This window comes from Arthrobacter sp. 35W (genome assembly GCF_000482545.1).
In the GTDB taxonomy this organism is placed as follows: domain Bacteria; phylum Actinomycetota; class Actinomycetes; order Actinomycetales; family Micrococcaceae; genus Specibacter.
On sequence record NZ_KI519454.1, the window covers coordinates 1799192 to 1824328 of the forward strand.

Genomic DNA, 25137 nt, shown 5'->3' on the forward strand with positions numbered 1-25137 from the left:
CTGTGGAATGGACGACGACGGCGGGCGGCTACACGCCGTCGTACGCCGCCTGGAGGCCCGCGATGTCCAGCCTCTTCATGCCCAGCATGGCCTGCATGGCCCGCCCGGAGGCTTCCGGGTCCGGCCCGCCCAGGAGCGAGCCCATCACAGACGGCACCAGCTGCCACGACAGTCCGTACTTGTCCTTCAGCCAGCCGCACATGCTTTCCTCGCCATCCGCGGTCAAGGCATCCCAGTACTTGTCCAGCTCCGCCTGGTCGGCGCACTCGATGATGAACGACACGGCCTCGGTGAAGGTGAACTGCGGTCCGCCGTTGAGGGCGTTGAACGGGCGGCCGCCGATCTCAAAGTCGACCACGAGTGCCTTGCCCGGCGTTCCGGGGACCTCTTCGGGGTAGCGGGACACATTGTGGATGCGTGAGTCGTCAAAGAGGGCGACGTAGAACTCGGCGGCCTCCTCGGCCTGGGTGTCGAACCACAAACATGCGGTGGGTGCCTTCATGGATGCCAACTCCTTTGTCGATGCGTGATGGGGGTGGGCGCCGCGGCACCCACCTCGAGGGTAGCCCCCGTGGAACCGAACAAACAGCACAGGACAGTGTTGGGCCGCATTGCTGTCCCGAACTGCTCGTTCGACGGCGGGCGGGACGGACGGTGGGGCGCGCGTCCGGCACTAAACTGGTCCTGTGAGCCATGTACAAAAGCCCAGCACCCCCGCCCTTGCCGCCTACGCCCTGATTGCGGATGTGGTCCTGGTGGTGGCCTTCGCCGCCTCCGGCCGCAGCAGCCACGCGGAGGATCTGACGGTGGCCGGCATCGCTGGAACCGCCTGGCCGTTCCTGGCCGGACTTGCCCTGGCGTGGCTGGCCAGCCGCAACTGGCGGGCACCGCTGCGCCTGTGGCCCAACGGCGTCCTCATCTGGATCATCACCGTCGTCGCCGGCCTGATTCTGCGCGTGGCGAGCGGCACGACGGCGGCGCTGCCGTTCATTCTCGTGGCCACTGCGGTGCTGGGTGCCTTCCTGCTCGGACACCGCGCGCTGGCCCTGCTGGTGCTGCGTCTGCGGCGGCGTGCGACACAAAGCTCCGCCCACCCACCCGTAGGCTAGGGTCGAAGAAATAAATCTGCCTCCCACCGTCCGCACCGCCGGACCAGAGCCCCACGCAAAGGATTCCACCGTGATCACCGCATTTGTCCTGATCAAGACCGACGCCTCACGGATTCCGGAGTCCGCGCAGGAAATCTCCGAGCTCGTGGGCATCAGCGAGGTGTATTCGGTGACGGGCGAATGGGATCTGATTGCCGTGGCCCGGGTGGCAAAGCACGAGGATCTTGCCGACGTCATCGCGGACAAGCTCTCCAAGGTTCCGGGCATCGTGTCCACCACCACGCAGATCTCCTTCCGCGCCTATTCCAAACACGACATCGACGCTGCGTTCTCCCTCGGCTTTGACCACTAGGCCTGGCATGCAGCTGGAGATTGCCGTCCAGGATGCCCAGGGGGCACGCCTTGCCCAGAGCCTGGGCGCCGACCGCGTCGAGCTGTGCTGTGCCCTCCAGCTGGGTGGCCTGACGCCCTCCGGCGGCCTGCTGGACAGCGTGCTGGAGGCTGCGCCCGGTCTGCCGGTGCATGTGCTGATCCGCCCCCGGCCCGGCGACTACGTCTATGACAGAGATGCTGTGGAGCTGATGGCCCGCGAAATCCGTTCCGTGGCCCGCTCCGGCGCCACGGGCGTCGTCATCGGCGCCTTGACGGCCGACGGCGCCCTGGACACCGCCGTCGTCGAACGGCTCCTAGCGGAGGCCAACGGCCTGCACACCACCTTCCACCGCGCCATCGACCATCTGGACGACGACGACGCCCTGGCCGCCGTCTCGACATTGGCCGGGCTCGGCTTCGGCCGGATCCTGTCCTCCGGCGGTGCGCTGCGGGCCGGCGACGGCGTGGACCGGCTCGGTGCCATGGTCAAGGCCGCCAGTGGCCGGCTGTCCATCATGGCCGGCGGCGGCGTCGACATTGCCGACTTCCCCGCCTTCAGCGCGGCTGGACTGAAGGACGTCCACCTCTCTGCCAAGGCAGTCCGCCACCATCAAGGCGAGGCCCGCACCTCCGTGGGCGCCTCGGACGATCCGGCGTACCACATCACAGATGAGGCCCTGGTGCGCTCCGCCGTCGCCGGCGCAGCGGCTCTGCCCTAGCCCTCCACACAGCACAGAGCCCGGATCCGCACGTGCGGATCCGGGCTTTTTCCTGTCCGGCGGGGGCCGGCTCTAGACGTCCGGCCCATCGTACGTGGCCCGTGCGTCAAGGATGGCGCGTTGGTTGTCCGCCGCCCAGCCCACCAGGGTGATCACCGGTTCCGACAGCGAGCGGCCAAGCGGCGTCGCGGCGTATTCGACGCGGGGCGGGATCTCGTCATAGCTCTTGCGTGAGACGAGTCCGTCGCGTTCAAGGCTGCGCAGCGTCTGGGTGAGCATGCGGTGCGAGATTCCGTCGATGCTGCGCTGTATGGCAGTGAACCGGCGGGGGCCGTCGTGGAGCAGCCCAATCACCAGCAGACTCCACTTGTCACCAACGCGCGCGAGAACCTCGCGGATCACCCGGCTTGCGGGGTTGTCGGTGCTGCACATCTGGGCGCCGTCATGCTCACCATGCGGGCGGATGAACGCAGCGTCGTGTGCCGGCGTGGGATCGGATGTCATCTGGGTTCCTTTCAACGGTTCACCCCACGTCTACGCTGCACCTCCTTTATAGGCACCTAAAGGTGCGTAACGGAGGGAGAAGTGCGGGTGCCCTTGCGGAATATGCTAGCAGAATCGTGCGTTACGCACTGATAGGAACTAGCAATACGCACTTTTCGGAACCCACTCGTCAGGAATCCCCATGATCATCGCCCTTTGGATTGCCACCATAGTCTTCGCCGCCATGTTCGCCATGGCTGGCACCATGAAAGTCATCACGCCCTACGGCCAGATCCGCGAGAAGATGGCGTGGGTCGAGACGGTGACACCGCCGCAGCTGAAGTCCATCGGCGCCGTGGAGGTGCTCGGCGCCATCGGCATGGTGCTGCCGGCCGCAACGGGCATCGCCCCCTGGCTCACCCCGCTCGCAGCCCTCGGCCTCTTCGTGACCATGGTCGCCGCCGTCGGACTCCACGTCCGCCGCAAGGAGTCGGTCATGCCCAGCCTTCCGCTCGGCATCGTTGCCCTCGCCATCGCCGTCGGCTGGCTGGTGTTTGCGTGAGCGCAGCGACCCACGCAGCATAAGAGAATGACAGAGCCCCCGGCCGATGTGGCCGGGGGCTCTGTCATGTCTGGGATGTCCTGCCTGGGAAGCTGTGGGTGCCCAGCCCTACGGCTGAGGCTGCTTCGCGGTGGAATGCGCCACCCAGGCGTCCAGCACGGCCTTGGCCGCACCGCTGTCGATCGCGGCACCGGCCGTCACGGCGGCCGCGCGCAGCCGCTCGACGAGCGGGCCGTCCGCCGTCGGGGCGGCGGCAACCAGCCCGGCCGCGGCATTGAGTACGACGGCGTCGCGGATGTGGCCCTGTTCGCCATCCAGCACGCGGCGCACCACCTCGGCGTTGTAGGCTGCGTTCTCGCCGCGCAGGTCCGCGATGGTGGCACGCGGGATGCCGATGTCCTTCGGATCGAACTGGGACTCGGCCACGGAGCCGCCGCGGACCTCCCAGATCGTGGAGGGGCCGGTGGTGGTCAGCTCATCGAGGCCGTCGCTGCCGCGGAACACCAGGGCGCGCACGCCGCGGGCCGCCAAAACGCCGGCCATCAGCGGTGCCATGCGCGCATTGGCCACACCAATGGCCGAGGCGGCCACGTGCGCGGGATTCGTCAGCGGACCCAGGAAGTTGAACGCCGTCGGGACGGCCATCTCACGCCGCGCCACCGCCGCAAAGCGCATCGAGGGGTGGAAGAGGTTGGCGAAGCAGAACGTGATCCCGACCTCGGTCGCGGCGCTGGCCACGACGTCCAGCGGCAGGTCCAGCCTCACACCGAGCGCCTCAAGCACATCGGCGGAGCCGGCGGCGGACGACGACGCACGGTTGCCATGCTTGACCACCCGGGTCCCCGCCCCGGCGCAGACCAATGCCGCCATGGTGGAGATGTTGACGGTGTTGAGCCTGTCGCCACCGGTGCCCACGATGTCCAGGGAGTCGCCCTCGATGGCCAGCGGCCGAGCGTTCTCCAGCATGGCCTGCGCCAATCCGCCGACCTCCGCCACCGTCTCGCCCTTGGCGCGCAGCGCCACCAGGAAGGCGGCGATCTGGACATCCGTGGCCTCGCCGGCCATGATCGTGTTCATCGCCCACGCCGTATCGGCAGAGGAGAGGTCCGTTCCTGCAATGAGCGAACTCAACAGGTTGGGCCAGGTGGGCGTTGCGGCCGGAGATGCTGGCGAAAGATTCACCCTATGATGCTATCGATCCGGTGCCGGTTCATCCGAATGTGAATCGGCGGCCCCCAGCCATGTGAAGCACAGGAAGCTGGGATGAGGCTGGGGATTCCGCGGAAATTCGCGGCTTTGTAGAAAAAGATCGCCCGAACGGCATTTTGCATTGGGCGCTGGCCGCTTTTATAGACATAATGTCTATGTGACAACTGCGACTCATGCCCCCAGTACCCCGGCGCATCCCACGCTGAACCGCCCCAACATGGTTTCTGTAGGAACCGTAGTGTGGCTTTCCAGCGAGCTGATGTTCTTTGCCGGCCTTTTTGCCATGTACTTCACCCTCCGCTCCACCTCGAGCGGCTTGTGGAGCGAGGAATCAGCCAAGCTGGCGTTCCCGTTCGCCCTGGTGAACACCATCATTCTGGTCTCCAGCTCCTTCAGCTGCCAGATGGGTGTCTTCGCCGCCGAACGACTCCAGCCCCGCCGCACCGGCGGCCTCCTGACATTCTCCCGCTGGGGAATGAACGAGTGGTTCCTCCTGACCTTCGTCCTGGGCGCCATCTTCGTTGCCGGCCAGTCCACGGAATACGCCATGCTGACGTCCGAGCACGTCACGCTGAACTCCAACGCCTATGGCTCGGCGTTCTACATGACCACGGGCTTCCATGGTCTGCACGTGATCGGCGGTCTGATTGCCTTCCTGCTGATCATCGGCCGCGGCTACGCTGCCAAGAAGTTTGGACACTTCGAGGCCACCAGCGCGATCGTCACGTCCTACTACTGGCACTTTGTCGATGTTGTGTGGATCGGCCTGTTCTTGGTCATCTACGTCCTGAAGTAAGCTGTCAAGGCTACTTCTTCTACACGAGGCAGAAATAGAATTCGCGGCCCGATCATCGGCCGCAAGAAACGATAAAAGGATCCTCTCCGTGAAGGCACTTTCGCAGAAGCGACGTCACCCACTGGCAGCAATTGCCTTGCTGCTGATGGGGCTCATGCTCACTGGTGGGCTGTACGCCGTTGCCACCACCGTCAACCAGGCCAAGGCGGAGACCACGTTCTCGGCCCATGAGACGGCGGAGGGTGAGAAGCTCTTCATCGCCAACTGCGCCACCTGCCACGGCATGGGCGCCAGCGGCACCTCGTCCGGCCCCTCCCTGGTCGGCGTCGGCGCCGCTGCTGTCGACTTCCAGGTTGGCACCGGCCGCATGCCCATGCAGATGCAGGGCCCGCAGGCCCAGAAGAAGCCGGCCCAGTTCAACGAGGAGCAGACTGCGCAGTTGTCCGCCTACGTTGCCTCCTTGGGTGCAGGTCCGGCCATTCCGGCCGATGAGTATCTTGACGGCAAGGGCGACGCCGCCGCCGGTGGCGAGCTCTTCCGCGTGAACTGCGCGATGTGCCACAACGCTGCTGCCGCCGGTGGCGCACTGACCCGCGGCAAGTTCGCTCCGGCCCTGGCCGGCGTGTCCAACGCCCACATCTACGAGGCCATGATCACCGGCCCGCAGAACATGCCGGTGTTCAACGACGCCAACATCACCCCTGAGGGCAAGCGCGACATCATCACCTTCCTGAACACGATCGAAGCGCAGGGCTCCCCCGGTGGAGCACAGCTGGGCTCCCTGGGCCCGGTCTCCGAAGGCCTGTTCCTCTGGATTGCCGGTCTGGGCGTCATCGTCGCCTTCACCATCTGGCTGACCTCGCGGACCTCCTAGTCCACACAGATTTTGGCCGCTCCGGCGGCTGCACGAAACATACATTACGACCCCGGACAGTGTCCGGGATAAGAGAAGGATGAGGGGATTATGGGCAACCATAGTGACGGCACGCCGACAAGCTCGGACGCCGTAGCTAAGGCTGGTCAGAACGAGGTGGAGAAGTTCCAAGACCCAGGACTTCCTCCGCACCGTTTGCGGCTGGCTGACACGGATCCCAGAGCAGCAAAGAGGGCCGAGCGCCAGGTGGCCGCCCTCTTCGTGGTGTCCGCTATTGGCACCCTGCTGTTCTTCTTTGCCTACTTTGGCATCCGCCTTGACGACACCATCGGCACACTGCGCCTGCAGAACCTGTTCCTGGGCCTCGGCACCGCTTTCGCCATGCTCGGCATCGGCACCGGCATCGTGCACTGGGCCCGCGCCCTCATGCCGGACCACGAGGTTTCCGAGGAACGCCACGAGATCCGCAGCGAAGAGGACCGCCAGGCCGCCGTCAAGATCGTTGACGACATCGTCGATGAAACCGGCATCAAGCGCCGTCCGCTGATCCGCAACACCCTTCTGGGTGCCTTGGCTCTGGCACCGCTGCCAGCCATCGTGGTCTTCCGCGACCTAGGCCCGCTGCCCGGCGACGCCCTGCGCCACACCATGTGGGACGAGGGCGTACGCCTGGTCCGCGACCCCACGGGAACGCCGATCAAGGCCTCCGACGTCACCATCGGCTCCGCCTTCCACGTGATCCCCGAGGGGCTCAACGAGCTCCACGAGGGCAAGCTCGAGGAGAAGGCCAAGGCAGTTGTCCTGCTCATGCGCCTGAACCCGGAAGAGCTCAACCCCTCCGCCGGGCGCGAAGACTGGGGCTACAACGGCATCGTTGCCTACTCCAAGATCTGCACCCACGTCGGCTGCCCTGTCGCCCTGTACGAGCAGCAGACGCACCACCTGCTGTGCCCCTGCCACCAGTCGACCTTCGACCTCACGCAGGAGTGCAAGGTCATCTTCGGCCCGGCCAAGCGCCCGCTGCCGCAGCTGCCCATCAAGGTTGACGCCGAGGGCTACCTGGTGGCCCAAAGCGACTTCCACGAACCCGTTGGACCTAGCTTCTGGGAGCGTGGCTAACCATGAGTGCCGCATCAGAAACCACCTACACGCCGACCACCAAGGTCGGACACATCACCAACTTCGTTGACGAGCGCGTTGGCGGCTCCGGAATCCTGCGTGAATTCGGCCGGAAGGTCTTCCCCGACCACTGGTCCTTCATGTTCGGTGAAGTAGCCCTTTACTCCTTCGTCATCCTGCTGCTGTCGGGAACGTTCCTGACGTTCTTCTTCGATCCGTCCATGGCGGAGACCCACTACGACGGCCCCTACGTGCCGCTCAAGGGCATCGAAATGTCCGTGGCGTACAGCTCCAGCCTGAACATCTCCTTCGACATCCGCGGCGGCCTGTTCATGCGCCAGGTGCACCACTGGGCCGCCCTGCTGTTCGTGGCGTCCGTGTCCGTGCACATGCTGCGCGTCTTCTTCACCGGTGCGTTCCGCAAGCCGCGCGAGCTGAACTGGGTTGTCGGTGGCGTTCTGGTCATCCTGTCCATGGCTGCTGGCTTCACCGGCTACTCCCTCCCCGATGACCTGCTCTCCGGCAACGGCCTGCGCATCATCGACGGCGTGATGAAGTCGATCCCGATCGTCGGCACCTACCTCTCGTTCTTCCTCTTCGGCGGCGAGTTCCCGGGCACCGTGATCATCGGCCGCCTGTACGTGCTGCACATCCTGCTCATCCCCGCGATCATCCTGCTCATGGTTGTGGTCCACCTCTTCATGGTGGTTGTCCACAAGCACACGCAGTACCCCGGCCCGGGCCGCAACGACCGCAACGTCGTCGGCTACCCGCTCGGTCCGGTCTACGCCGCCAAGGCCGGTGGATTCTTCTTCATCGTCTTCGGCGTCGTGGCCCTGATGGCCGCCGCGTTCACGATCAACCCGATCTGGAACTACGGCCCGTACGACCCCTCCCCCGTGTCTGCCGGCACCCAGCCTGACTGGTACATCGGCTGGGTTGACGGCGCCCTGCGCCTGATGCCGGGCTGGCTGCTGGGTCTGCCCATGGAATGGCACATCCCGCTGCCGTGGGGCGTCAACACGCTCTCGCTGAACGTGCTGCTCCCCGCCCTGGTTCCGGCCGGCATCGTCTTCACCGTGCTGTTCACCTACCCCTGGATCGAGCGCTGGATCACCCGCGACAACCGTGAGCACCACGTGCTGGACCGCCCGCGCAACGTTCCGACCCGCACCGCTATTGGTGTTGCAGGCTTCGTGTTCTACTGCGTGATGTGGGCCGCGGCCTCCTCGGACCTCATCGCCACGCACTTCCACGTGTCGCTGAACGATGTGACCTACTGGCTCCGGGCACTGTTCTTCATCGGCCCGGTGCTGGCATTCATCGTCGCCAAGCGAGTGGCGCTTGCGCTGCAGCGCAAGGACCGCGAGATCGCCCTGCACGGCCGCGAGACCGGCCGCATCGTGCGCCTGCCGCACGGTGAGTACCAGGAAGTCCACGCCCAGCTGGACGAGTACAAGCGCTACAAGCTGGTTGGCTACGAGTCCCCCCTCCCCGAGGCGGGCATCCCGAACGCCAAGGGCATCGTGGACAAGAAGGAAAAGCGCCGCGCCATGCTCAGCCGCTTCTTCTTCGAGGACCGCGTTGCTCCGGCCACCCCGGCCGAGCTCGAGGCTGGACACGGCCACGGCCACCACGAAGCCGTCGAGGCCGGCGAGGACACCAAGGCAGTTTCGCACTAGCAGTCCCCGTCGAAAGACATAAAGAGGAGCCCCTTCCGGATGAATCCGGGAGGGGCTCCTCTTTTGTGTGTCCTGGGAGGGCGGGAACGGCCTGCTAGACGCCGTTGACCGACGACGGCGTGTGAGTGGTCCGGGGGCGGGCGCCGGGCCGCTGCAGGGGCACCCAGAGCTTGTAGCGGTCCGCGCGGTAGAAGGAGACCGAGTAGTCCACCATGGCGCGGGAGACATAGGCGTGCCGTTGGATGCGCAGCACCGGCGCCCCCATCTCAACCTTCAGCAGCCGGGCGATGGAGGGCGAGGCGGCCGTGGCCTCGATCGTGTCCTCCCCCCACTCCATGACCAGGCCGTACCGTTCACTGAGCACGTTGTACAGGGACGTGGGCGGCGGTTGGTCCAGAATGCCCGGCACCCGGTGCGCCGGAATGAAGTTCTCATCCACGCTCATGGGCTCATCGTCGGCCAGCAGCAGGCGGCGGAAGCGGATCACTGCCTGGCCCTCCTCCAGATGCAGCTCCCGTGCCAGCCTGGCGGTCGCCGGGATCTTCTCGAAGCTCAGCACCTGGGCCGCGGGCGTCATGCCGCGGCGCTGCATCTCCTCGCTGTAGGACGTCAGCTTGACCTGCAGATCGAACTTCGGGCGCGAGACGAACGTCCCCAGCCCCACTACCCGGTCGAGCACCTGTTCATCGACCAGGGAATCGATGGCATGGCGGACGGTCATCCTGGCCAGTTGGAATCTGGCGGAGAGGTCCCGCTCGGAGGGGAAGGGAGCGCCGGGCTGAAGAGCTGTGCTGATGTAGCTGCGCAGCAGCTCCCGCAGCTGGACGTGCAGTGCGGTGCCTGCACCCCGGAGGATCTCCCCCGGTATTGAATCTGCCGCGTGGCCCACCACATTCCCTCTCATTCGTCCCAATGACTCAACCAGCCTAGAGTGCGGCTACTGTTTTCTTCAGACAAACCAACTCTAGGAGCTAGAAGAATGTACACCCGGAAAGCAACAGTGGGTGCCGCCGTCGGTCTTCACGCCCGGCCGGCAGCGGTCTTTGTCCGCGCCGTCAACCAGACGGGCCTGCCCGTCACCCTTGCCAAGGGCGGCTGCGAGGCCGTCGACGCACGGTCGCTCCTGGCCGTCATGACGGCCGACTTCCCCTTTGGCTGCGAGGTGGAGCTTGCCGTCGACGCCGCCGAGGTGCCGGCGGAGGAGGTCCGGGCGGCGCTGGACGCGCTGGCACAGCTGGTGGCCTCCGAGCTCGACGGCTGAGCGTCAGGTCAGACTTGTGGCACTGCGTTAAATGCGAAAAGGCGGGCCGCACCAAATGGTGCGGCCCGCCTTTTGCGTTTCAAACTGCCAATCTAGTGTGCGTGGTCTCCGCGGCTGTACTCGTAGACCCAGCCGACCAGAGCGACGATGGCGAGGCCACCGGCGATGAAGACGATCCACCAGCCCACGGCCAGGCCGAGGAAGCCCGTGGCACAGGAGATGCCCAGCACCAGCGGCCACCAGCTCCAGGGGCTGAAGTGCCCCTGCTCGCCGGCACCCTCGTGGATCTCGGCGTCGAGCCGGTCCTCGGGTCGGGCGCCGACACGGCGGCCGGTGTACCAGAAGTAGATGCCGATCATTTCACTCAGACCGACCAGCAGGAAGATGCCCAGCCAGCCCAGGGGCTCGCTCCAGTGGGTCATCAGACCGTAGACCACACCTACCGGGGCGAGGAAGATGCCCAGGAGGATGAAGAGGTTTGCTTCGATTTTCACTTGGCGGATCCCTTCTCAGCGTCGATCGCGGCCGGCACGTAGTGCGGAGCCAGCTCCGGGTGGTGCAGGTCCAACGCGGGGCGCTCGGAGCGGATGCGGGGCAGGGAAGTGAAGTTGTGGCGCGGCGGCGGGCACGAGGTGGCCCACTCCAGCGAGGCACCGAAGCCCCACGGGTCGTCAACTTCAACCCTCTTGCCACTGCGCCAGGTGATGTACACGTTCCAGAAGAACGGGATCATCGAGGCGCCGAGGACGAAGGAGGAGATGGTGGAGAACTGGTTCATCCAGGTGAAGTTGTCCTCAACCATGTAGTCCGCGTAGCGGCGGGGCATGCCGATGACGCCGAGCCAGTGCTGGATCAGGAACGTACCGTGGAAGCCCAGGAACAGCAGCCAGAAGTGGATCTTGCCCAGACGCTCGTTGAGCATCTTGCCCGTCCACTTCGGCCACCAGAAGTAGAAGCCGGCGAACATGGCGAACACAACGGTTCCGAAGACCACGTAGTGGAAGTGCGCCACCACGAAGTAGGTGTCGGAGACGTGGAAGTCCAGCGGCGGGGAGGCCAGGATGATGCCGGTCAGACCACCGAAGAGGAAGGTGACCAGGAAGCCGATGCTCCACAGCATGGGGGTTTCGAACGTCAGCGATCCGCGCCACATGGTGCCGATCCAGTTGAAGAACTTCACACCCGTCGGAACGGCGATCAGCATCGTCATGAAGGAGAAGAACGGCAGCATGACCGAGCCGGTGACGTACATGTGGTGGGCCCACACGGTCACGGACAGTGCAGCGATGGAGATGGTGGCGAACACCAGGCCCTTGTAGCCGAAGATCGGCTTGCGGCTGAAGACCGGGAAGATCTCCGAGACGATGCCGAAGAACGGCAGCGCAATGATGTACACCTCGGGGTGGCCGAAGAACCAGAACAGGTGCTGCCACAGGATGGCTCCACCGTTTTCGGGGTCAAAGATGTGTGCACCGAAGCGGCGGTCGGCACCGAGCGCGAACAGCGCGGCGGCCAGCGGCGGGAAGGCCATGAGCACCAGGATGGCGGTGATCAGGGTGTTCCAGGTGAAGATCGGCATGCGCCACATGGTCATGCCCGGGGCACGCATGCAGACGATGGTGGTGATGAAGTTGACGGCACCGAGGATGGTACCGAAACCTGACAGCGCCAGACCGAACACCCACAGGTCGCCACCGACGCCGGGGCTGAAGGTGGTGTTGGACAGCGGCGCGTAGGCGAACCAGCCGAAGGAGGCAGCACCCTGGGGGGTGATGAAACCGGAGACGGCGATGGTGGAGCCGAACAGGAAGAACCAGAAGGCCAGTGCGTTCAGCCGCGGGAAGGCGACGTCGGGGGCACCGATCTGCAGGGGCATGATCACGTTGGCGAAGCCGGCGAACAGCGGAGTTGCGAACATCAGCAGCATGACGGTGCCATGCATGGTGAAGAGCTGGTTGTACTGTTCCTTGGTCTGCAGGATCTGCATGCCGGGCTCGAAGAGCTCCGCACGGATCAGCAGGGCCATGACGCCGCCGAAGCAGAAGAAGATGAAGGACGCGATCAGGTACATGTACCCGATGGTCTTGTGGTCAGTGGACGTGATCCAGTTGACGACGATGCGTCCCTTGGACACGGGCACCACCCGCGGGGCTACGGATGTGGCATCCGTGGCCGTGTACTCGTAAGTCGACACTTTCCGTCTCCCCTACTTCTCGTTCAGATTCGGATTGCGGTCGTACTCGGAGCCGAGGTTGCCCGTCTGGCCCTTTGCCTTCAGCTCGGCCATGTGGGCCTGGAAGTCGGCTTCGCTGACAACCTTGACGCGGAAGAGCATCTCGGAGTGGTACTCGCCGCAGAGTTCGGCGCACTTGCCGTCGAACGTGCCCAGGGCCGTGGGGGTCAAGTTGATGTAGTTCGTCTTGCCCGGAACCATGTCGCGCTTGGCGAGGAAGGCCGGCACCCAGAAGGAGTGGATCACGTCGCGGGAGTTGAGCTCCAGCTCAACGGTGCGGTTGATCGGCAGCACCAGGGTGGGCAGCACGCTCTTGTCGAACGGCTTGCCGTCCAGCTGGGCCTGGACGCCGCTGTCGTACACGGCCTCCTTGACGTCGTTGCCCTGGACGTAGTTGAAGTCCCAGGACCACTGCTTGCCGCGGACGTCGATGGTGACATCGGGATTGTCCACGCGGGCGTCGATTTCGCGCTGGTCGCGGTCCGTGAAGTAGAAGAAGACCAAAACCATGAACAGCGGAATCATCACGTAGAAGATTTCCAGCGGAAGGTTGTAGCTGGTCTGGCGCGGGTAGCCAACGGTACCCTTGCGACGGCGGTAGGCGACAATGCACCAAATCATCAAGACCCAGGTGATGAGGCCGATAATCAACACGGTGATCCACGAGTTGACCCAAAGGTCGATGATGCGACCCGTGTGGTTGGTCGCATCGCGTTCGGCTGGCAACCAGCCGTTCTTACTCTCTGCCGTACATCCAGACAAAGCTAACGCGCCAGCAATGAACAATCCCGTTATCGGAATGAACTTTGCACGTCGGCTGCCGGTTCGGTCCTGCGAACTCACAGACGGCCCTTCCTCTTGTTGCTGTGCTCTCCGCAGCGACAGGGCCGCAGAGGCAAATTTAGTTTTACTACTCGATGTAGAGCTTACCGCTAGCGCACACAAATTGCGTACAAAACCCACCGTGCGTCGGAAGCCAAACCCTAAGGTCTGGCTTCCGGCCGCTACATCAAGGTAAAGGGTGGCTTAGTGGAATGAATCTCCGCAGGCGCACGAGCCGCCGGCGTTCGGGTTGTCAATGGTGAAACCCTGCTTGGAAATGGTGTCCTCGAAGTCAATGCTGGCACCATCGAGGTACGGCACGCTCATCTTGTCGACAACAACCTCAACGCCGTCAAAGTCGCGCACGGCATCGCCGTCGAGCAGACGCTCGTCGAAGTAGAGCTGGTAGATCAGGCCGGAGCAACCGCCGGGCTGCACGGCAACGCGCAGGCGAAGATCGGTGCGGCCTTCCTGCTCCAGCAGGCTGCGCACCTTGGAGGCGGCGACGTCGCTGATCTGCACACCGTGTTCGGTGGGCTCGACGGCGGCGGTGGTCTCTTCGGGGGTAGTGGTACTCATGGCATTTCCTTCTGTGGGGTACACCTACATGCTACGACGCACACAGGCCGACTAGTAACTGTGCTTAACAGCAGAGCGTGGAGATCTGTTCCACGCGGGCGCCGTCAGCCGTTGGAGTCGGCGTCCAGCTTCGCCAGCAGCAGGGCCTCGGCGAGGACAGCGTTTTCGAAGTCGCCCAGGTGCAGCGACTCATTGGCGCTGTGGGCGCGCGAATCCGGATCCTCGACACCTGTGACAAGGATCTGGGCTTCGGGGAACAGTTCGTTCAGGTCAGCAATGAACGGAATGGATCCGCCCATCCCGCTCTCCACCGGCTCCACACCCCAGGCCGCACCCAGTGCCCACAGCGCGCTCTGGGCCGCGGGGGCCGAGGTGTCGGTGGCGAAGGCCTGCCCCATCTCCCCCGGCGTGAAGGTCACCTGGGCGCCGAAGGGAGTGTGGGTGCGCAGGTGCTCGGCGACGGCGTCCATGGCCGCCTGCGGCTCCTGGCCCGGTGCCAGCCGCAGGCTGAACTTTGCCCGCGCCACGGGCAGCAGGGTGTTGGAGCTCAGGGCCACCGACGGGATGTCCATGCCGATGATGGACAGCGCCGGCTTGGTCCACAGCCGGGACGTAATGCTGCCGGTTCCCGCCAGCTGCACGCCGTCGAGTACACCGGCGTCCGCACGGAAGGCATCCTCCGGGTAGTCGATGGCGGCATGGCCGCCGCCGGCCAGGCCCGCAATGGCGACGGCGCCGTCGTCGTCGTGCAGGGTGGCAATCACGCGGGCCAGCAGCGTGGGCGCGTCAAGCAGCGGGCCGCCGAACATGCCCGAGTGGACGGCGTGGGTGCCCATCCGGACCTCGATGGTGCCATCGACCAGGCCGCGCAGGCTGGTGGTCAGTGCGGGGACGCCGACCTTCCAATTGCTCGAATCCGCCACAACGATGACGTCCGCGCGCAGCAACTGTCGGTGGGTCTGCAGGAAGGTGCGGAAGGTGGGCGAACCGGCCTCCTCCTCCCCCTCGATGAAGATGGTGACGCCGAGGCCGAAATCATCGCCAAGCACATCGGTGATGGCACGCAGGGCGCCGACGTGGGCCATGATGCCCGCCTTGTCATCGGCGGCACCGCGGCCGTAGAGCCGGCCGTCGCGTTCGACGGCGGTGAAGGGCTCGGAGTTCCACAGCGCGCTGTCTCCGGGCGGCTGCACATCGTGGTGCGCATAGAGCAGCACTGTGGGCTTGCCGGGCTGTGCGGGCTTGCGGGCAACAATCGCGGGGCCGCCGGGGGTGCCGTCGTCCTTGTTCACGCGCAGGATCTGGACGTCGTCCAGGCCCGTGCTGCGGACCAGCTCTGCGACGGCTTCGGCGCTGCGCTCCAGCTCGGCCGCGTCGAACGCCTCCCAGGCAATGCCGGAAATCGCTACAAGGTCAACCAGCTCGGCCACTGTGGCGTCGAACCGGCTCCTCACGCTGGCACGCAGGGAATCTACGGGGACTGTGGATGTCGCGGTCTTCGAGGTCTCTTCACTCATTCCTGCAGACTACCTTTGGGCCTAGGGGGCACCAACTCTGCCGCGCCGCTGCGCGGCCGACGACGGCGGCATCGTCATGTGGCGCGGGTCGGTCGGGTGGAAGGGAATCACCGGGTATTCTGTAGTGGTGTTTGGACGTAAGAAAGATGCCCCCGCAGACCTGCCCGCAGCCGACCCGACGGATTCCGTCCGGGGCGCCGACCCGCAGGCGGGCAAGGGCGCGCCCACTCCGTCGCGCAAGGCCCAGGAAGCCGCCCGCAAGCGGCCGCTGGTCCCCAACGACCGCGCCGCCGCCAAGGTAGCGGACAAGGAAGCCCGCCGTGAGGAGCAGGCCCGCATGCGCCGCGCCCTGGACACCGGTGAAGAGCGCTTCCTGCCGCTGCGCGACAAGGGCCCGCAGAAGCGCTTCGCCCGCGATTTCGTGGACTCCCGCTTCAGCCTGGGCGAATACGTCATGTTTGCCGCGCTGGCCATCGTGGTGCTCTCCCTGGTGGTTCCGCCCACGGCCGACACCCAGCTGTACGTTTTCGGCGGCTTCTGGGTGATGGTGGTGGCCGTGGCCATCGATTCCGTCTTCCTCTCCCGCCGTCTCAAGCGCCGCCTGACCGCCAAGTTCGGCGCTCCGGAGCCGGGCGTGGTTTGGTACGGCACGATGCGCTCGCTCCAGTTCCGCAAGCTGCGCCTCCCCAAGCCTCTGGTCAAGCGCGGCGAAACGCCCGAGTAGACCCAGTTTTCCACCGCCCGAGAGAGGCGGTATGGGGACCCCGCCCGTCCCCATACCGCCTCTCTCTCGCTTAATGCGTCCAATCCACAGGTGGTGGTTCTGGACCCGCTGCACCACGTCTCGTACACTCGGGGCAATCACAGGGGGGCGGGGCAGTGAAACTGAAGATTTTCATCGCATTGGGGTGTGTTCTGCCGCTGCTGGCGGTGGCCGTCTTTTCGCACCTTGACGCAGCTGGCACCGCATTTCTGATGGGGTGCCTTGCCTACGTCTTCTGGATCGCAATCGCCGTCGGCATGGTTGCAAGGCTGGTCGGTGCCCGGCGTGGTCGAAGAGTCCGCGACGCCTTCTCACCCATGGCCGGGGCTGCCGACGCATATCAATCGCTCCTTCTTGGCCAGCCAACCATGGCGCTGAGCGTCCAGGAAGCGAGCCACCACGACACCACGGACAGGTTCACCTCCGGTCGTTGACGTTCAGTCGCTGCGAATTCGAAGCTGGCTGTCTTCCGCGGTGAATGCCGTTCCAGACTTCCGTGCGTGACCTTCGGGAAATGAACGGGTTGGGTGCGGCCCATGGCTAGGCTGGGGGCATGGAATACCGCTACCTCGGCCGCTCGGGCCTGAAGATCACTGAAATCACCTACGGCAACTGGCTGACACACGGCTCCCAAGTGGAGAACGACGTCGCCACGGAGTGTGTGCGTGCCGCACTGGATGCCGGCATCACCACCTTTGACACAGCGGATGCGTACGCCAACGGCGCGGCCGAGGAGGTGCTCGGTGCGGCATTGAAGGGCCAGCGCCGTGAATCCCTGGAAATCTTCACCAAGGTCTACTGGCCCGTCGGCCCCAAGGGACCCAACGACACCGGACTGTCGCGCAAGCACATCATGGAGGGCATCAACGGATCGCTCCGCCGCCTGCAGATGGACTATGTGGACCTCTACCAGGCCCACCGCTTCGACTACGAGACGCCGCTGGAGGAGACCATCGCCGCCTTTGGCGACATCGTCCGGGCAGGCAAGGCGCTCTACATCGGCGTCAGCGAATGGACTGCGGACCAGCTGCGCGAGGGCCAGGCCCTGGCCCGGCAGGCCGGATTCTCCCTGGTGTCCAACCAGCCGCAGTACTCGGCCCTGTGGCGTGTCATCGAGGCCGAGGTGGTCCCAGCCTCCATCGAACTGGGCATGTCCCAGGTGGTCTGGTCCCCCATGGCGCAGGGCGTCCTGTCGGGCAAGTACCTCCCCGGCCAGCCGGCGCCTGCCGGATCCCGGGCCACCGATGAGCACGGCGGCGCCCGGACCATCAGCGGTTTCATGGACGAGGCCGTCCTGGCCAACGTCCAGAAGCTGCGGCCCATCGCCGCCGAACTGGGTCTGGAGATGTCCCAGCTGGCCATCGCCTGGGTGCTGCAGAACGAGAATGTCGCCACCGCCCTGGTGGGTGCGAGCCGCCCCGAGCAGGTGGCGGAGAACGTCAAGGCTTCGGGCGTAAAGATCCCGGCCGAGCTCATGACGGCCATCGACGAGGCCTTGGGCTCCACCGTGGAGCGCGATCCGGCCAAGACCGAAAGCCCCGCCACCCGCGTGGCCTAGGCATATACCCCGCAATGAAATGACGGAACGGCCCCACCAACCGGTGGGGCCGTTCCGCGGTGTCTGTGATGCGGTGCGTGGAAGACGTCAGCGCCGGTTGGCGGCCAGCTCCTTGTTGATCCGGCCGGCCCAGAACGGACCCTCGTAGAGGAAGGCCGTGTAGCCCTGGACCAGCGTGGCTCCGGCGTCGAGGCGCTCCTGCACATCGGCACCGGTTTCCACGCCGCCCACGGAAATGAGGGCCAGGTTCTCCCCCACGGCGGACTTGAGGCGGCGGAGCACCTCGAGGGAGCGTGCCTTCAGCGGCGCGCCGGACAGACCGCCGGCCCCGATCTCGCGGACCTTCTCACCATCGCTGGCCAGTCCGTCGCGGGAGATGGTGGTGTTGGTGCAGATGATGCCGTCCAGGCCCATGTCCAGAGCCAGCGCGGCGACGTCGTCGACGTCGTCATCGCTGAGGTCCGGCGCAATCTTGACCAGCAGGGGCACGTGGCGGCCGGCGGACTCATCGGCGGCCTCGCGGACGCCGCTGAGCAGCGGGCGCAGCGTCTGGACATCCTGCAGCAGGCGCAAGCCCGGGGTGTTGGGGGAACTGACGTTGACCACGAGGTAGTCCGCGCTGGGGGCCAGCGTGCGGGCGCTGACGAGGTAGTCCTCCAGTGCGTTGTCCAGCTCCACCACCTTGGTCTTGCCGATGTTGACGCCAACCAGTGGGCGGGTGGAGCCGTAGGTCCGGCGCAGGCTATCGAGCGCCTTGACCAGCCGCGGCGCAACGTCAGCGGCGCCGTCGTTGTTGAAGCCCATCCGGTTGATGACGGCGCGGTCCTCGACAAGGCGGAACAGGCGCGGCTGCGGGTTGCCCGGCTGTGCCTGCCCGGTGATGGTGCCGACCTCAATGTGGCCGAAGCCCAGATCGGCCAGGGCGTTGATGCCGTGGCCTTCCTTGTCGAAGCCGGCGGCCAGGCCGAACGGCGACGGGAAGACCAGGCCCAGGGCCTTGGTCTGCAGCGACGGAGCCGGGGCAAACATCCGGCGCAGCACGGCCCCCGCCCCCAGGGTGTGCGAGGCCCGGATCAGCTTGAAGCCGATCTTGTGGGCGCGCTCGGCGTCCATCCCGGAGAAGACGACACGAAAGAAGGTGGGGTAAAGGCGCATACCCCTAGTTTTCCGCCTCCGGAGCCCAGCACCAAACCGGCGCGGAACCTTGGGAACAAATGTGCCGCAGCCCACAACCGCAATCCATTCCGGCAGGTGCGGGCGTTAGCATTGGCCCATGGCAATCACCGTCGATCCACAGCGGTACCAGGCCGACGTCATCGTGGTGGGCGGCGGACTCTCCGGACTGGTCAGCGCCGCCGAGGCCTACAACGCCGGACGCAGTGTGCTGATCCTCGACCAGGAGCCCGAGGCGTCCCTCGGCGGGCAGGCGCACTGGTCCTTTGGCGGCATTTTCCTGGTGGATTCCCCCGAGCAGCGCCACCTCGGCGTCAAGGACAGTGTGGAGCTGGCCCAGAGCGACTGGCGGGGATCTGCAGGCTTTGACGCGGCCGGCGATGAGTGGCCCCGCCGCTGGGCCGAGGCCTATGTCAACTTCGCCGCCGGGGAGAAGCGGGCATGGCTGCACGCCCTGGGGGTGAAGTTCTTCCCGCTCGTGCAATGGGCCGAGCGCGGCGGCTCCGATGCCATGGGCCACGGCAACTCCGTCCCCCGCTTCCACGTTGTCTGGGGCACCGGCCCGGCGCTGCTGGAACCGTTTCTGGCCAAACTGGCCGACGGCGTCGCGGCAGGCCGGGTTCGCTATGCCTTCCGCCACCGTGCCACGTCCCTGGTGCTCGACGGCGGCGTCGCCACGGGCGTGCAGGGCGAGCTCCTGGAATCCTCCACAGCTGTCCGTGGTGCGGAGAGCACGCGGACCGTGGTCGGCAGCTTCGAGGCCTCCGGCGTCGTGGTGGCCACCACCGGCGGTTTCGGCGCCAACCACCCGTTGGTGCGTGCGCACTGGCCCGGCGGCGGGGCGCCGCAGCAGCTCCTGTCCGGGGTGCCCGCCTCCGTGGATGGAGAGTTCCTCTCCGCCGTCGCCGCCGGCGGCGGTGCCCTGGCCAATCTGGAGCGGATGTGGCACTACCCGGAGGGCATCCACAACACGGACCCGGTGTGGCCGGGACACGGCATCCGCATCCTCTCCGGCCCCTCCCCCCTGTGGCTGGACGCGGAGGGCCGGCGGCTGCCCGCACCGCTGTTCCCCGGGTTCGACTCCCTCGGGGCGCTGCGCCACATCACCGCCGGCGGCCACAGCTACTCCTGGTTTGTGTTGAACCGGACCATCCTGGAAAAGGAATTTGCCCTCTCCGGATCCGAGCAGAACCCGGATCTGACCGGCCGGGACATGCGGCTGCTGGCCAAACGCGCACTGCCCGGCTCGATCGGCCCGGTGCAGAACTTCCTCGAAAACGGCATCGACTTCCTGCAGGCCCGAACGCCCTTGGAGCTGGCCGGCAAGATGAACCAGCTCGTGGGCACCGAGCTCATCGACGGCCATGCCCTCTCGGACATCATCGCGGCGAGGGATCTGCAGGTCTCCTGCGGCCTGGGCAAGGACGCCCAGCTCAGCGCCATCCGGCAGGCCCGCCGCTTCGCCACTGACAAGCTAATGCGCGTGGTGCCACCGCACCAGATGCTGGCGGCCGAGCACGGGCCGCTGATCGCCGTCCGCCTTTCGGTGCTGACGCGCAAGAGCCTGGGCGGCATCTCCACCGATCTGGAATCCCGCGTGCTTAAGAGCGACGGCGTTCCTCTTCCCGGGCTGTTCGCCGCCGGGGAGGCGGCCGGCTTTGGTGGCGGCGGCATGCATGGCCACAGGTCGCTGGAGGGCACGTTCCTGGGTGGCTGCCTGTTCTCCGGCCGCAGTGCCGGCCGGGCCGCCGCGGCGGAGGCCGGCTGAAATGGTGCACCAGATGCCGTGGCAGGAGGACGTGCTGGGCGCCGGCTTTGAATCAGCCGAACTGCACGCCACCCATGATTCCGGGGCTCCGCGGCTGGCCACGCTGGTCCGCTACCGGAATCCGGACCGGCCGGACACCGGGCCCATGCCTGCACAGGCGCTGCTGTTCCTGCATGGCTGGAGCGACTACTTCTTCAACACCGATCTGGCCCGGTTCATGGACGCCGCCGGCATCGCCTTCTACGCCCTGGACATGCACAACCACGGCCGGAGCCTGCGCAGCGGCGACATCGGCGGATTTGTGGGCGACCTGAGGAACTACGATTCCGAGCTGGCCCAGGCGCGCGAGGCGGTGGTGGAGGATCTGCGGATCCGGTTCCCCGGCAACGGAGCCGACGACGGCGCGGCGGCCGCCGTCGTCGGCCGGACACCCAGGGTGGCGCTGATGGGCCACTCCACCGGCGGCCTGGTGGCGGCCCTGTGGGCCAGCCGGAACCAGCACCTGGTCAGCCACCTGATCCTGAACAGCCCGTGGCTGGAAATGCACGGCGGGGCCTTTGTGCGGCACACGGCCTTTTCCCTGGTGCAGCCGTTGGCGAAGTGGTGGCCCACTCAGCGGATGCGGCTGCCGGAGCGGAACTTCTATTGGCGCAGCATCTCGGACACCACCGGCGGGGACTGGAATCTGGATCCGGCACTCCGCCCACCCAAGGCCTTTCCCATCCGGATGGGCTGGATGGGCGCCATCCTGGCCGGCCAGGCCCAGGTGGCGAAGGGACTGGACATCCGCGTGCCCATTCTGGTGATGATGTCCTCACGCAGCATGAACGGGCCGTTGTGGAGCGAGAACATGCGCGCCGCGGACGTGGTGCTGGATGTGCAGAGCATGGCCGTGCGCGCCCTGGGGCTGGGCAGCAGCATCACCTTCGAACGGATCGACGGCGGCCTCCACGATGTCCTGCTTTCGGACAAACCCGTGCGCGACGTGGCCTATGAGAGGCTAGGCATGTGGCTGCGGGGATACGTCCTCAATGATCCACCGTCAACTTCAAGGGGGAACACGCATGACCGTGACGATTAACCATTCCGACACCACTTGGGCGCCCGACTTCCTCGGTCCGGACTACCAGTCGCTGGATCTGGATCTGGGCACCGATGATGAGGGCCCCGTCTCGGCCACCCTCGTGCGGCACCTGACGGCACCCGAGGCTCCAGAGGAACCGGCCAATGCACTGGCGCACTGGGCCACCCACGATCCCTTCCGGCGGCTGTTCAAGAAGCTGCAGGATGTGAGGACGGCTGCCGACGACGTGGAGAACAGCACCGAGACGCCCCACGCCGTCCTCTACATCCACGGTTGGGCCGACTACTTCTTCCAGACCGAACTCGCCGAGACGGTGGCGGCCCAGAATGTGGCCTTCTACGCGCTGGACCTGCGCAAGTACGGCCGCAGCCTGCGCCCCTACCAGTCACAGGGCTTCACGACCGATCTGAACATCTACGACGAGGATTTCGACGCCGCTCTGGCCGCGATCACTGCCGATCTGGCCGAGCGCACCGGCAGCAGCGAAACGCCGCGGATCCACCTGATGGCCCACTCGCTGGGCGGATTGATCAGCACCCTCTGGGCCGAAAGGCACCCCGGGCGGCTGGCTTCCTTGATCCTTAACGGACCGTGGCTGGAGCTGCAGGGCAGCCGCTTTGTGCGCCAGATCGCCACGCATGTGGTGGACCCCATCGCCAACAGAGACCCCAAGCGCGTCTTCCACTTCCCGGAAATGACCGCCTACTGGCAGAGCGTCAGCGCCGACGCCCACGGCACCTGGGAGCTGAACCCGCAGTGGCGCCCGCCGGCGTCGTTCCCGCTGCGGTCGGGGTGGATCAAGGCGGTGCTCAACGGCCATGCGGTGGTCAACGGCGGGCTGAACATCGATGCGCCCATCCTGATGCTGCTGAGCGAGAAGACCATCATCGCCGTGGACTGGAGCCCGGAGATGATGGGCGTCGACGCCGTCATCGACGTGAACGTGATGGCGAAGCTGGGGCTGAAGATCGGCCACCGGGTGATGGTGAACCGGTACACGGGCGCGCTGCACGATGTGATGCTGTCGGCCGAGCCGGTGCGCAAGAGCATCTACTCGGACCTGGCCGACTGGCTCCGCGCCTACGGCCCCAACTCCAACCACTAGCCAGCATCGTAAGACCCGGCTGCGCGGTATCCGCCGACCGGCGATATAGGTGCCCGCCCGCTTCGCGGGTGCCCGAAGCCACTCCCGGCCCCTATATCGCCGGTCGGCTCCCAGACAACGCCCAAGGGCTCGAGCATGTGGGGCCGCGCGCGGACGCCTTTCGGGCGCTGGCATCGCGGAGTAGTGTTCAAGAATATGGGAACTCGAGCCCGCCCGGCCGTGGTTGCGGGCGATTCCCAGCGTGCGCCACCAGCGAGTCGAACGTGGTGGATGGAGAATTGATCATGGGTGGATTCGGACACATGGACCGCTTTGAGCTGCCGGAATCGCTCCGCCGGCTCTTTGAGGCTGACTGGGAATCGCCAAAGCTCCGGGTGGAGGAGTACCGGGACGGCGAGACGATGGTTGTTCGAGCCGAGCTGCCAGGAATAGATCCGGACCGGGACGCCGACGTGTCGATCAACAACGGCATCCTGACCATCAAGGTCGAACGCCGGGAGGATGCGAAGCGCAAGGAGGCGGGCGGGTACCGCTCCGAGTTCCGTTACGGCTCCGTGTCCCGGAACATTTCCCTGCCCCCTGGCATTCGGGAGGAAGACATCAAGGCCTCCTACCAGGACGGCATCTTGGAGATCCGGATTCCGGCCCCGCCGGCAGGGGAAACCACGTCGTCGAAAGTTCGGATCGACCGTGGCTGATCTGGGCCGCGTCTAGGACCTGTGCGCCTCAAACCGGCCGGGACGGAGGATCGCCCGGAACGCTCCGCCGTCGCTATTTGGCGGCGTCGATGGCTCCGCCGTAGCGGCGGTCGCGGCGGGCGTATTCGTCCACGGCTTCCCAGAGGGTGCGGCGGTCGACGTCGGGCCAGAGCTTGTCCATGAAGACGAACTCGGCATAGGCGGACTGCCAGAGCATGAAGTTGGAGAGGCGCTGCTCGCCGCTGGAGCGCAGGAACAGGTCAACGTCCGGCAGGTCAGGGGTGTACATGAACCGCTGGATGGTCTTCTCGGAGATGGAGCGCGGGCTCAGCCGGCCCTCGGCCACCTGCTGCGCGATGGCCGTGACGGCGTCGGCGATTTCGGCCCGGCCCCCATAGTTCACGCACATGGTCAACGTGATGGTGCTGTTGTCCTTGGTGTATTCCTCGGCCACCTCGAGTTCCTTGATGACGGAGCCCCACAGGCGGGGCTTGCGGCCGGCCCAGCGGATCCGCACGCCCCAGGCATCCAGCTGGTCGCGCTGGCGGCGGAGCACATCCTTGTTGAAGCCCATCAGGAAGCGCACCTCCTCGGGGGAACGCTTCCAGTTCTCCGTGGAGAAGGCGTAGACGCTCACATGCTTGATGCCCATCTCGATGGCCCCGGCCATCACATCCAGCAGCGCCGGCTCGCCGGCCTTGTGGCCCTCGATCCGCGGCAGTCCACGCTGGTTGGCCCAGCGGCCGTTGCCGTCCATCACGATGGCCACATGCTCCGGAACCAGTGCCGGCGGCACCGTGGGCATCACGGCGCCCGAGGGATGCGGCCAGGGTGCCACCACGGCAGGCTTGGAGGGATTCCGGGTTGGACGGGACGAGGCCACGGTTTATGCACGCTCCACGAGTTTGAGGGATTGGACGGTTCGTTCAAGATGCCACTGGAGGTAGCTGGCCACCAGGCCGGCCGCCTCATTGCGGTGGCGGGTTTCGGAGGCATCAGCCACGGGCCAGCCGCCGCTGAGCAGCGCGGCCAGCAGGGTCATGGTTTCCGGCGCGGGGGCCGGCGAGCCGGGCGGGCGGCAGTCATGGCAGACGGCGCCGCCAAGCGCTGCGGAAAAGGCACCGTGGGGGCCGGGCTCCCCGCAGCGGGCGCAGTCCGTGAAACTGGGCGCCCAACCGGCGATCGAGAGCGACCGCAGCAGATAGGAATCCAAGATCAGCTGCGGGGCGTGGTCGCCGCGGGCCAGCGAGGCCAGGGCTCCAACGAGCAGCAGGTACTGTGCCGTGGACGTTTCGCCGTCGATGTCCGTCAGCCGCTGGGCAGTTTCAGTCATGGCGGCCGCCACGGTGTACCGCCCGTAGTCGGCCACAATCTCGCGGCCATAGGAGCCCTTGGCCACAGCCTGGGTGACGATGTCCAGGCTGCGCCCGGAGACCAGTTGCAGATCCGCCACCATGAAGGGTTCCAGCCGGGCACCGAATTTGCTGCTGGTGCGCCGCACGCCCTTGGCCACTGCACGGATCTGGCCGTGGTTGCGCGTCAACAGCGTGATGATGCGGTCTGCCTCGCCCAATTTGTGGGTGCGGAGCACGACGGCGTCATCACGGTAGGTGCGCGCGGCGAAGGAATTTCTGGACACTGCTCCATTCTC

At 66.0% G+C, this 25137-nt stretch carries 28 protein-coding genes; 16 read left to right on the forward strand and 12 right to left on the reverse strand.

Features of this window, described 5'->3' with window-relative positions; translation table 11 throughout:
- Positions 1-28: 28 nt before the first annotated feature.
- Positions 29-502: a VOC family protein gene (locus K254_RS0107880; protein ID WP_026554904.1), complete on the reverse strand. Its 474-nt coding sequence runs from the start codon at positions 500-502 to the stop codon at positions 29-31.
- 184 nt (positions 503-686) lie between these two features.
- Between K254_RS0107880 and K254_RS22380 the strand changes: the two genes are divergently transcribed.
- From K254_RS22380 to K254_RS22385, 3 genes are all read left to right on the forward strand, one after another.
- The gene (locus K254_RS22380) at positions 687-1109 is read left to right on the forward strand and encodes a DUF3054 domain-containing protein (RefSeq protein WP_035749122.1); all 423 of its coding nucleotides are present in this window, start codon (positions 687-689) and stop codon (positions 1107-1109) included.
- 70 nt (positions 1110-1179) lie between these two features.
- Positions 1180-1461: an Lrp/AsnC family transcriptional regulator gene (locus K254_RS0107890; RefSeq protein ID WP_026554905.1), complete on the forward strand. Its 282-nt coding sequence runs from the start codon at positions 1180-1182 to the stop codon at positions 1459-1461.
- 7 nt (positions 1462-1468) lie between these two features.
- A complete protein-coding gene (locus K254_RS22385) occupies positions 1469-2200 on the forward strand; it encodes a copper homeostasis protein CutC (protein ID WP_035749124.1) in 732 nt (243 codons plus the stop codon).
- Positions 2201-2272: 72 nt separating this feature from the next.
- Here the strand turns inward: K254_RS22385 and K254_RS0107900 are convergent, their stop codons facing one another.
- Positions 2273-2704, reverse strand: a complete 432-nt coding sequence (locus tag K254_RS0107900; protein WP_231391785.1) for a winged helix-turn-helix transcriptional regulator — start codon at positions 2702-2704, stop codon at positions 2273-2275.
- Between the two features lie 181 nt (positions 2705-2885).
- Between K254_RS0107900 and K254_RS0107905 the strand changes: the two genes are divergently transcribed.
- Positions 2886-3245: a DoxX family protein gene (locus K254_RS0107905; RefSeq protein ID WP_026554907.1), complete on the forward strand. Its 360-nt coding sequence runs from the start codon at positions 2886-2888 to the stop codon at positions 3243-3245.
- A 108-nt stretch (positions 3246-3353) separates the two neighbouring features.
- Here K254_RS0107905 and trpD read toward each other — a convergent pair whose 3' ends face one another.
- Entirely contained in the window at positions 3354-4427 is a 1074-nt protein-coding gene (gene trpD / locus K254_RS0107910; RefSeq protein ID WP_026554908.1) for an anthranilate phosphoribosyltransferase, read from the reverse strand.
- 184 nt (positions 4428-4611) lie between these two features.
- Here trpD and ctaE point away from each other — a divergent pair, with 184 nt between their 5' ends.
- The 4 genes from ctaE to qcrB all read left to right on the forward strand — a co-directional run bounded on the left by ctaE (position 4612) and on the right by qcrB (position 8925).
- A complete protein-coding gene (gene ctaE, locus K254_RS0107915; RefSeq protein WP_196810895.1) occupies positions 4612-5250 on the forward strand; it encodes an aa3-type cytochrome oxidase subunit III in 639 nt (212 codons plus the stop codon).
- A gap of 88 nt (positions 5251-5338) precedes the next feature.
- Complete coding sequence (gene qcrC, locus K254_RS0107920) at positions 5339-6124, forward strand: cytochrome bc1 complex diheme cytochrome c subunit (protein WP_026554910.1); 786 nt, start codon at positions 5339-5341, stop codon at positions 6122-6124.
- A 90-nt stretch (positions 6125-6214) separates the two neighbouring features.
- Positions 6215-7243, forward strand: coding sequence for a cytochrome bc1 complex Rieske iron-sulfur subunit (qcrA, locus tag K254_RS0107925; RefSeq protein WP_026554911.1), 1029 nt, complete (start codon positions 6215-6217; stop codon positions 7241-7243).
- 2 nt (positions 7244-7245) lie between these two features.
- Positions 7246-8925 (forward strand): cytochrome bc1 complex cytochrome b subunit, encoded by a 1680-nt coding sequence (qcrB, locus tag K254_RS0107930; RefSeq protein WP_026554912.1) that lies wholly within the window; start codon positions 7246-7248, stop codon positions 8923-8925.
- Positions 8926-9019: 94 nt separating this feature from the next.
- Here qcrB and K254_RS0107935 read toward each other — a convergent pair whose 3' ends face one another.
- Positions 9020-9829 (reverse strand): GntR family transcriptional regulator, encoded by an 810-nt coding sequence (locus K254_RS0107935; protein ID WP_035749126.1) that lies wholly within the window; start codon positions 9827-9829, stop codon positions 9020-9022.
- A 75-nt stretch (positions 9830-9904) separates the two neighbouring features.
- On the opposite strand from K254_RS0107935, the gene K254_RS0107940 reads away from it, so the two are divergent.
- Complete coding sequence (locus tag K254_RS0107940; RefSeq protein WP_026554914.1) at positions 9905-10186, forward strand: HPr family phosphocarrier protein; 282 nt, start codon at positions 9905-9907, stop codon at positions 10184-10186.
- A gap of 92 nt (positions 10187-10278) precedes the next feature.
- On the opposite strand, the gene K254_RS0107945 is transcribed toward K254_RS0107940, so the two are convergent.
- The 5 genes from K254_RS0107945 to K254_RS0107965 all read right to left on the reverse strand — a co-directional run bounded on the left by K254_RS0107945 (position 10279) and on the right by K254_RS0107965 (position 15337).
- On the reverse strand, positions 10279-10680 hold the full coding sequence (locus tag K254_RS0107945; protein ID WP_026554915.1) for a cytochrome c oxidase subunit 4: 402 nt from the start codon (positions 10678-10680) through the stop codon (positions 10279-10281).
- Complete coding sequence (gene ctaD, locus K254_RS0107950; RefSeq protein WP_026554916.1) at positions 10677-12380, reverse strand: aa3-type cytochrome oxidase subunit I; 1704 nt, start codon at positions 12378-12380, stop codon at positions 10677-10679. The genes K254_RS0107945 and ctaD overlap by 4 nt, the downstream gene beginning before the upstream one ends.
- A 12-nt stretch (positions 12381-12392) precedes the next feature.
- Complete coding sequence (ctaC, locus tag K254_RS0107955; protein ID WP_026554917.1) at positions 12393-13262, reverse strand: aa3-type cytochrome oxidase subunit II; 870 nt, start codon at positions 13260-13262, stop codon at positions 12393-12395.
- A 183-nt stretch (positions 13263-13445) separates the two neighbouring features.
- A complete protein-coding gene (locus K254_RS0107960) occupies positions 13446-13820 on the reverse strand; it encodes a HesB/IscA family protein (RefSeq protein WP_026554918.1) in 375 nt (124 codons plus the stop codon).
- Positions 13821-13924: 104 nt separating this feature from the next.
- On the reverse strand, positions 13925-15337 hold the full coding sequence (locus tag K254_RS0107965) for a dipeptidase (protein WP_026554919.1): 1413 nt from the start codon (positions 15335-15337) through the stop codon (positions 13925-13927).
- Between the two features lie 127 nt (positions 15338-15464).
- Between K254_RS0107965 and K254_RS0107970 the strand changes: the two genes are divergently transcribed.
- The 3 genes from K254_RS0107970 (at position 15465) to K254_RS0107980 (ending at position 17658) form a co-directional block, all read left to right on the forward strand.
- Positions 15465-16061, forward strand: a complete 597-nt coding sequence (locus tag K254_RS0107970; protein WP_026554920.1) for a DUF3043 domain-containing protein — start codon at positions 15465-15467, stop codon at positions 16059-16061.
- Between the two features lie 155 nt (positions 16062-16216).
- Positions 16217-16534, forward strand: coding sequence for a hypothetical protein (locus tag K254_RS0107975; RefSeq protein ID WP_026554921.1), 318 nt, complete (start codon positions 16217-16219; stop codon positions 16532-16534).
- 119 nt (positions 16535-16653) lie between these two features.
- Positions 16654-17658, forward strand: coding sequence for an aldo/keto reductase family protein (locus K254_RS0107980; protein ID WP_026554922.1), 1005 nt, complete (start codon positions 16654-16656; stop codon positions 17656-17658).
- An 87-nt stretch (positions 17659-17745) separates the two neighbouring features.
- Here the strand turns inward: K254_RS0107980 and K254_RS0107985 are convergent, their stop codons facing one another.
- Positions 17746-18813 (reverse strand): quinone-dependent dihydroorotate dehydrogenase, encoded by a 1068-nt coding sequence (locus tag K254_RS0107985; RefSeq protein ID WP_026554923.1) that lies wholly within the window; start codon positions 18811-18813, stop codon positions 17746-17748.
- Positions 18814-18931: 118 nt separating this feature from the next.
- On the opposite strand from K254_RS0107985, the gene K254_RS0107990 reads away from it, so the two are divergent.
- The 4 genes from K254_RS0107990 to K254_RS0108005 all read left to right on the forward strand — a co-directional run bounded on the left by K254_RS0107990 (position 18932) and on the right by K254_RS0108005 (position 23486).
- Entirely contained in the window at positions 18932-20599 is a 1668-nt protein-coding gene (locus tag K254_RS0107990) for an FAD-binding dehydrogenase (protein ID WP_026554924.1), read from the forward strand.
- A 13-nt stretch (positions 20600-20612) separates the two neighbouring features.
- The gene (locus tag K254_RS0107995) at positions 20613-21680 is read left to right on the forward strand and encodes an alpha/beta hydrolase (protein WP_026554925.1); all 1068 of its coding nucleotides are present in this window, start codon (positions 20613-20615) and stop codon (positions 21678-21680) included.
- Positions 21664-22788 (forward strand): alpha/beta hydrolase, encoded by a 1125-nt coding sequence (locus K254_RS0108000; protein WP_026554926.1) that lies wholly within the window; start codon positions 21664-21666, stop codon positions 22786-22788. Before K254_RS0107995 ends, K254_RS0108000 begins: the two co-directional genes overlap by 17 nt.
- A gap of 284 nt (positions 22789-23072) precedes the next feature.
- The gene (locus K254_RS0108005) at positions 23073-23486 is read left to right on the forward strand and encodes an Hsp20/alpha crystallin family protein (protein WP_051389157.1); all 414 of its coding nucleotides are present in this window, start codon (positions 23073-23075) and stop codon (positions 23484-23486) included.
- 73 nt (positions 23487-23559) lie between these two features.
- Here the strand turns inward: K254_RS0108005 and K254_RS0108010 are convergent, their stop codons facing one another.
- Both K254_RS0108010 and recO read right to left on the reverse strand, forming a co-directional pair.
- Positions 23560-24291, reverse strand: coding sequence for an isoprenyl transferase (locus K254_RS0108010; RefSeq protein WP_081710085.1), 732 nt, complete (start codon positions 24289-24291; stop codon positions 23560-23562).
- Positions 24292-24372: 81 nt separating this feature from the next.
- Positions 24373-25125: a DNA repair protein RecO gene (gene recO / locus K254_RS0108015; protein WP_026554929.1), complete on the reverse strand. Its 753-nt coding sequence runs from the start codon at positions 25123-25125 to the stop codon at positions 24373-24375.
- Positions 25126-25137 lie beyond the last annotated feature (12 nt).

Coding starts and splice junctions, on each gene's coding strand:
- K254_RS0108005 (WP_051389157.1), top strand. CDS start 23,073: ATGGGTGGATTCGGACACATGGACCGCTTTGAGCTGCCGGAATCGCTC.
- K254_RS0107985 (WP_026554923.1), bottom strand. CDS start 18,813: ATGCGCCTTTACCCCACCTTCTTTCGTGTCGTCTTCTCCGGGATGGAC.
- K254_RS0107900 (WP_231391785.1), bottom strand. CDS start 2,704: ATGACATCCGATCCCACGCCGGCACACGACGCTGCGTTCATCCGCCCG.
- K254_RS22385 (WP_035749124.1), top strand. CDS start 1,469: ATGCAGCTGGAGATTGCCGTCCAGGATGCCCAGGGGGCACGCCTTGCC.
- K254_RS0107965 (WP_026554919.1), bottom strand. CDS start 15,337: ATGAGTGAAGAGACCTCGAAGACCGCGACATCCACAGTCCCCGTAGAT.
- K254_RS0107990 (WP_026554924.1), top strand. CDS start 18,932: ATGGCAATCACCGTCGATCCACAGCGGTACCAGGCCGACGTCATCGTG.
- K254_RS0107880 (WP_026554904.1), bottom strand. CDS start 502: ATGAAGGCACCCACCGCATGTTTGTGGTTCGACACCCAGGCCGAGGAG.
- K254_RS0107905 (WP_026554907.1), top strand. CDS start 2,886: ATGATCATCGCCCTTTGGATTGCCACCATAGTCTTCGCCGCCATGTTC.
- K254_RS0107935 (WP_035749126.1), bottom strand. CDS start 9,829: ATGAGAGGGAATGTGGTGGGCCACGCGGCAGATTCAATACCGGGGGAG.
- K254_RS0107940 (WP_026554914.1), top strand. CDS start 9,905: ATGTACACCCGGAAAGCAACAGTGGGTGCCGCCGTCGGTCTTCACGCC.
- qcrB (WP_026554912.1), top strand. CDS start 7,246: ATGAGTGCCGCATCAGAAACCACCTACACGCCGACCACCAAGGTCGGA.
- qcrA (WP_026554911.1), top strand. CDS start 6,215: ATGGGCAACCATAGTGACGGCACGCCGACAAGCTCGGACGCCGTAGCT.
- K254_RS0107960 (WP_026554918.1), bottom strand. CDS start 13,820: ATGAGTACCACTACCCCCGAAGAGACCACCGCCGCCGTCGAGCCCACC.
- K254_RS0108010 (WP_081710085.1), bottom strand. CDS start 24,291: ATGCCCACGGTGCCGCCGGCACTGGTTCCGGAGCATGTGGCCATCGTG.
- K254_RS0107995 (WP_026554925.1), top strand. CDS start 20,613: ATGCCGTGGCAGGAGGACGTGCTGGGCGCCGGCTTTGAATCAGCCGAA.
- K254_RS0108000 (WP_026554926.1), top strand. CDS start 21,664: ATGACCGTGACGATTAACCATTCCGACACCACTTGGGCGCCCGACTTC.
- K254_RS0107980 (WP_026554922.1), top strand. CDS start 16,654: ATGGAATACCGCTACCTCGGCCGCTCGGGCCTGAAGATCACTGAAATC.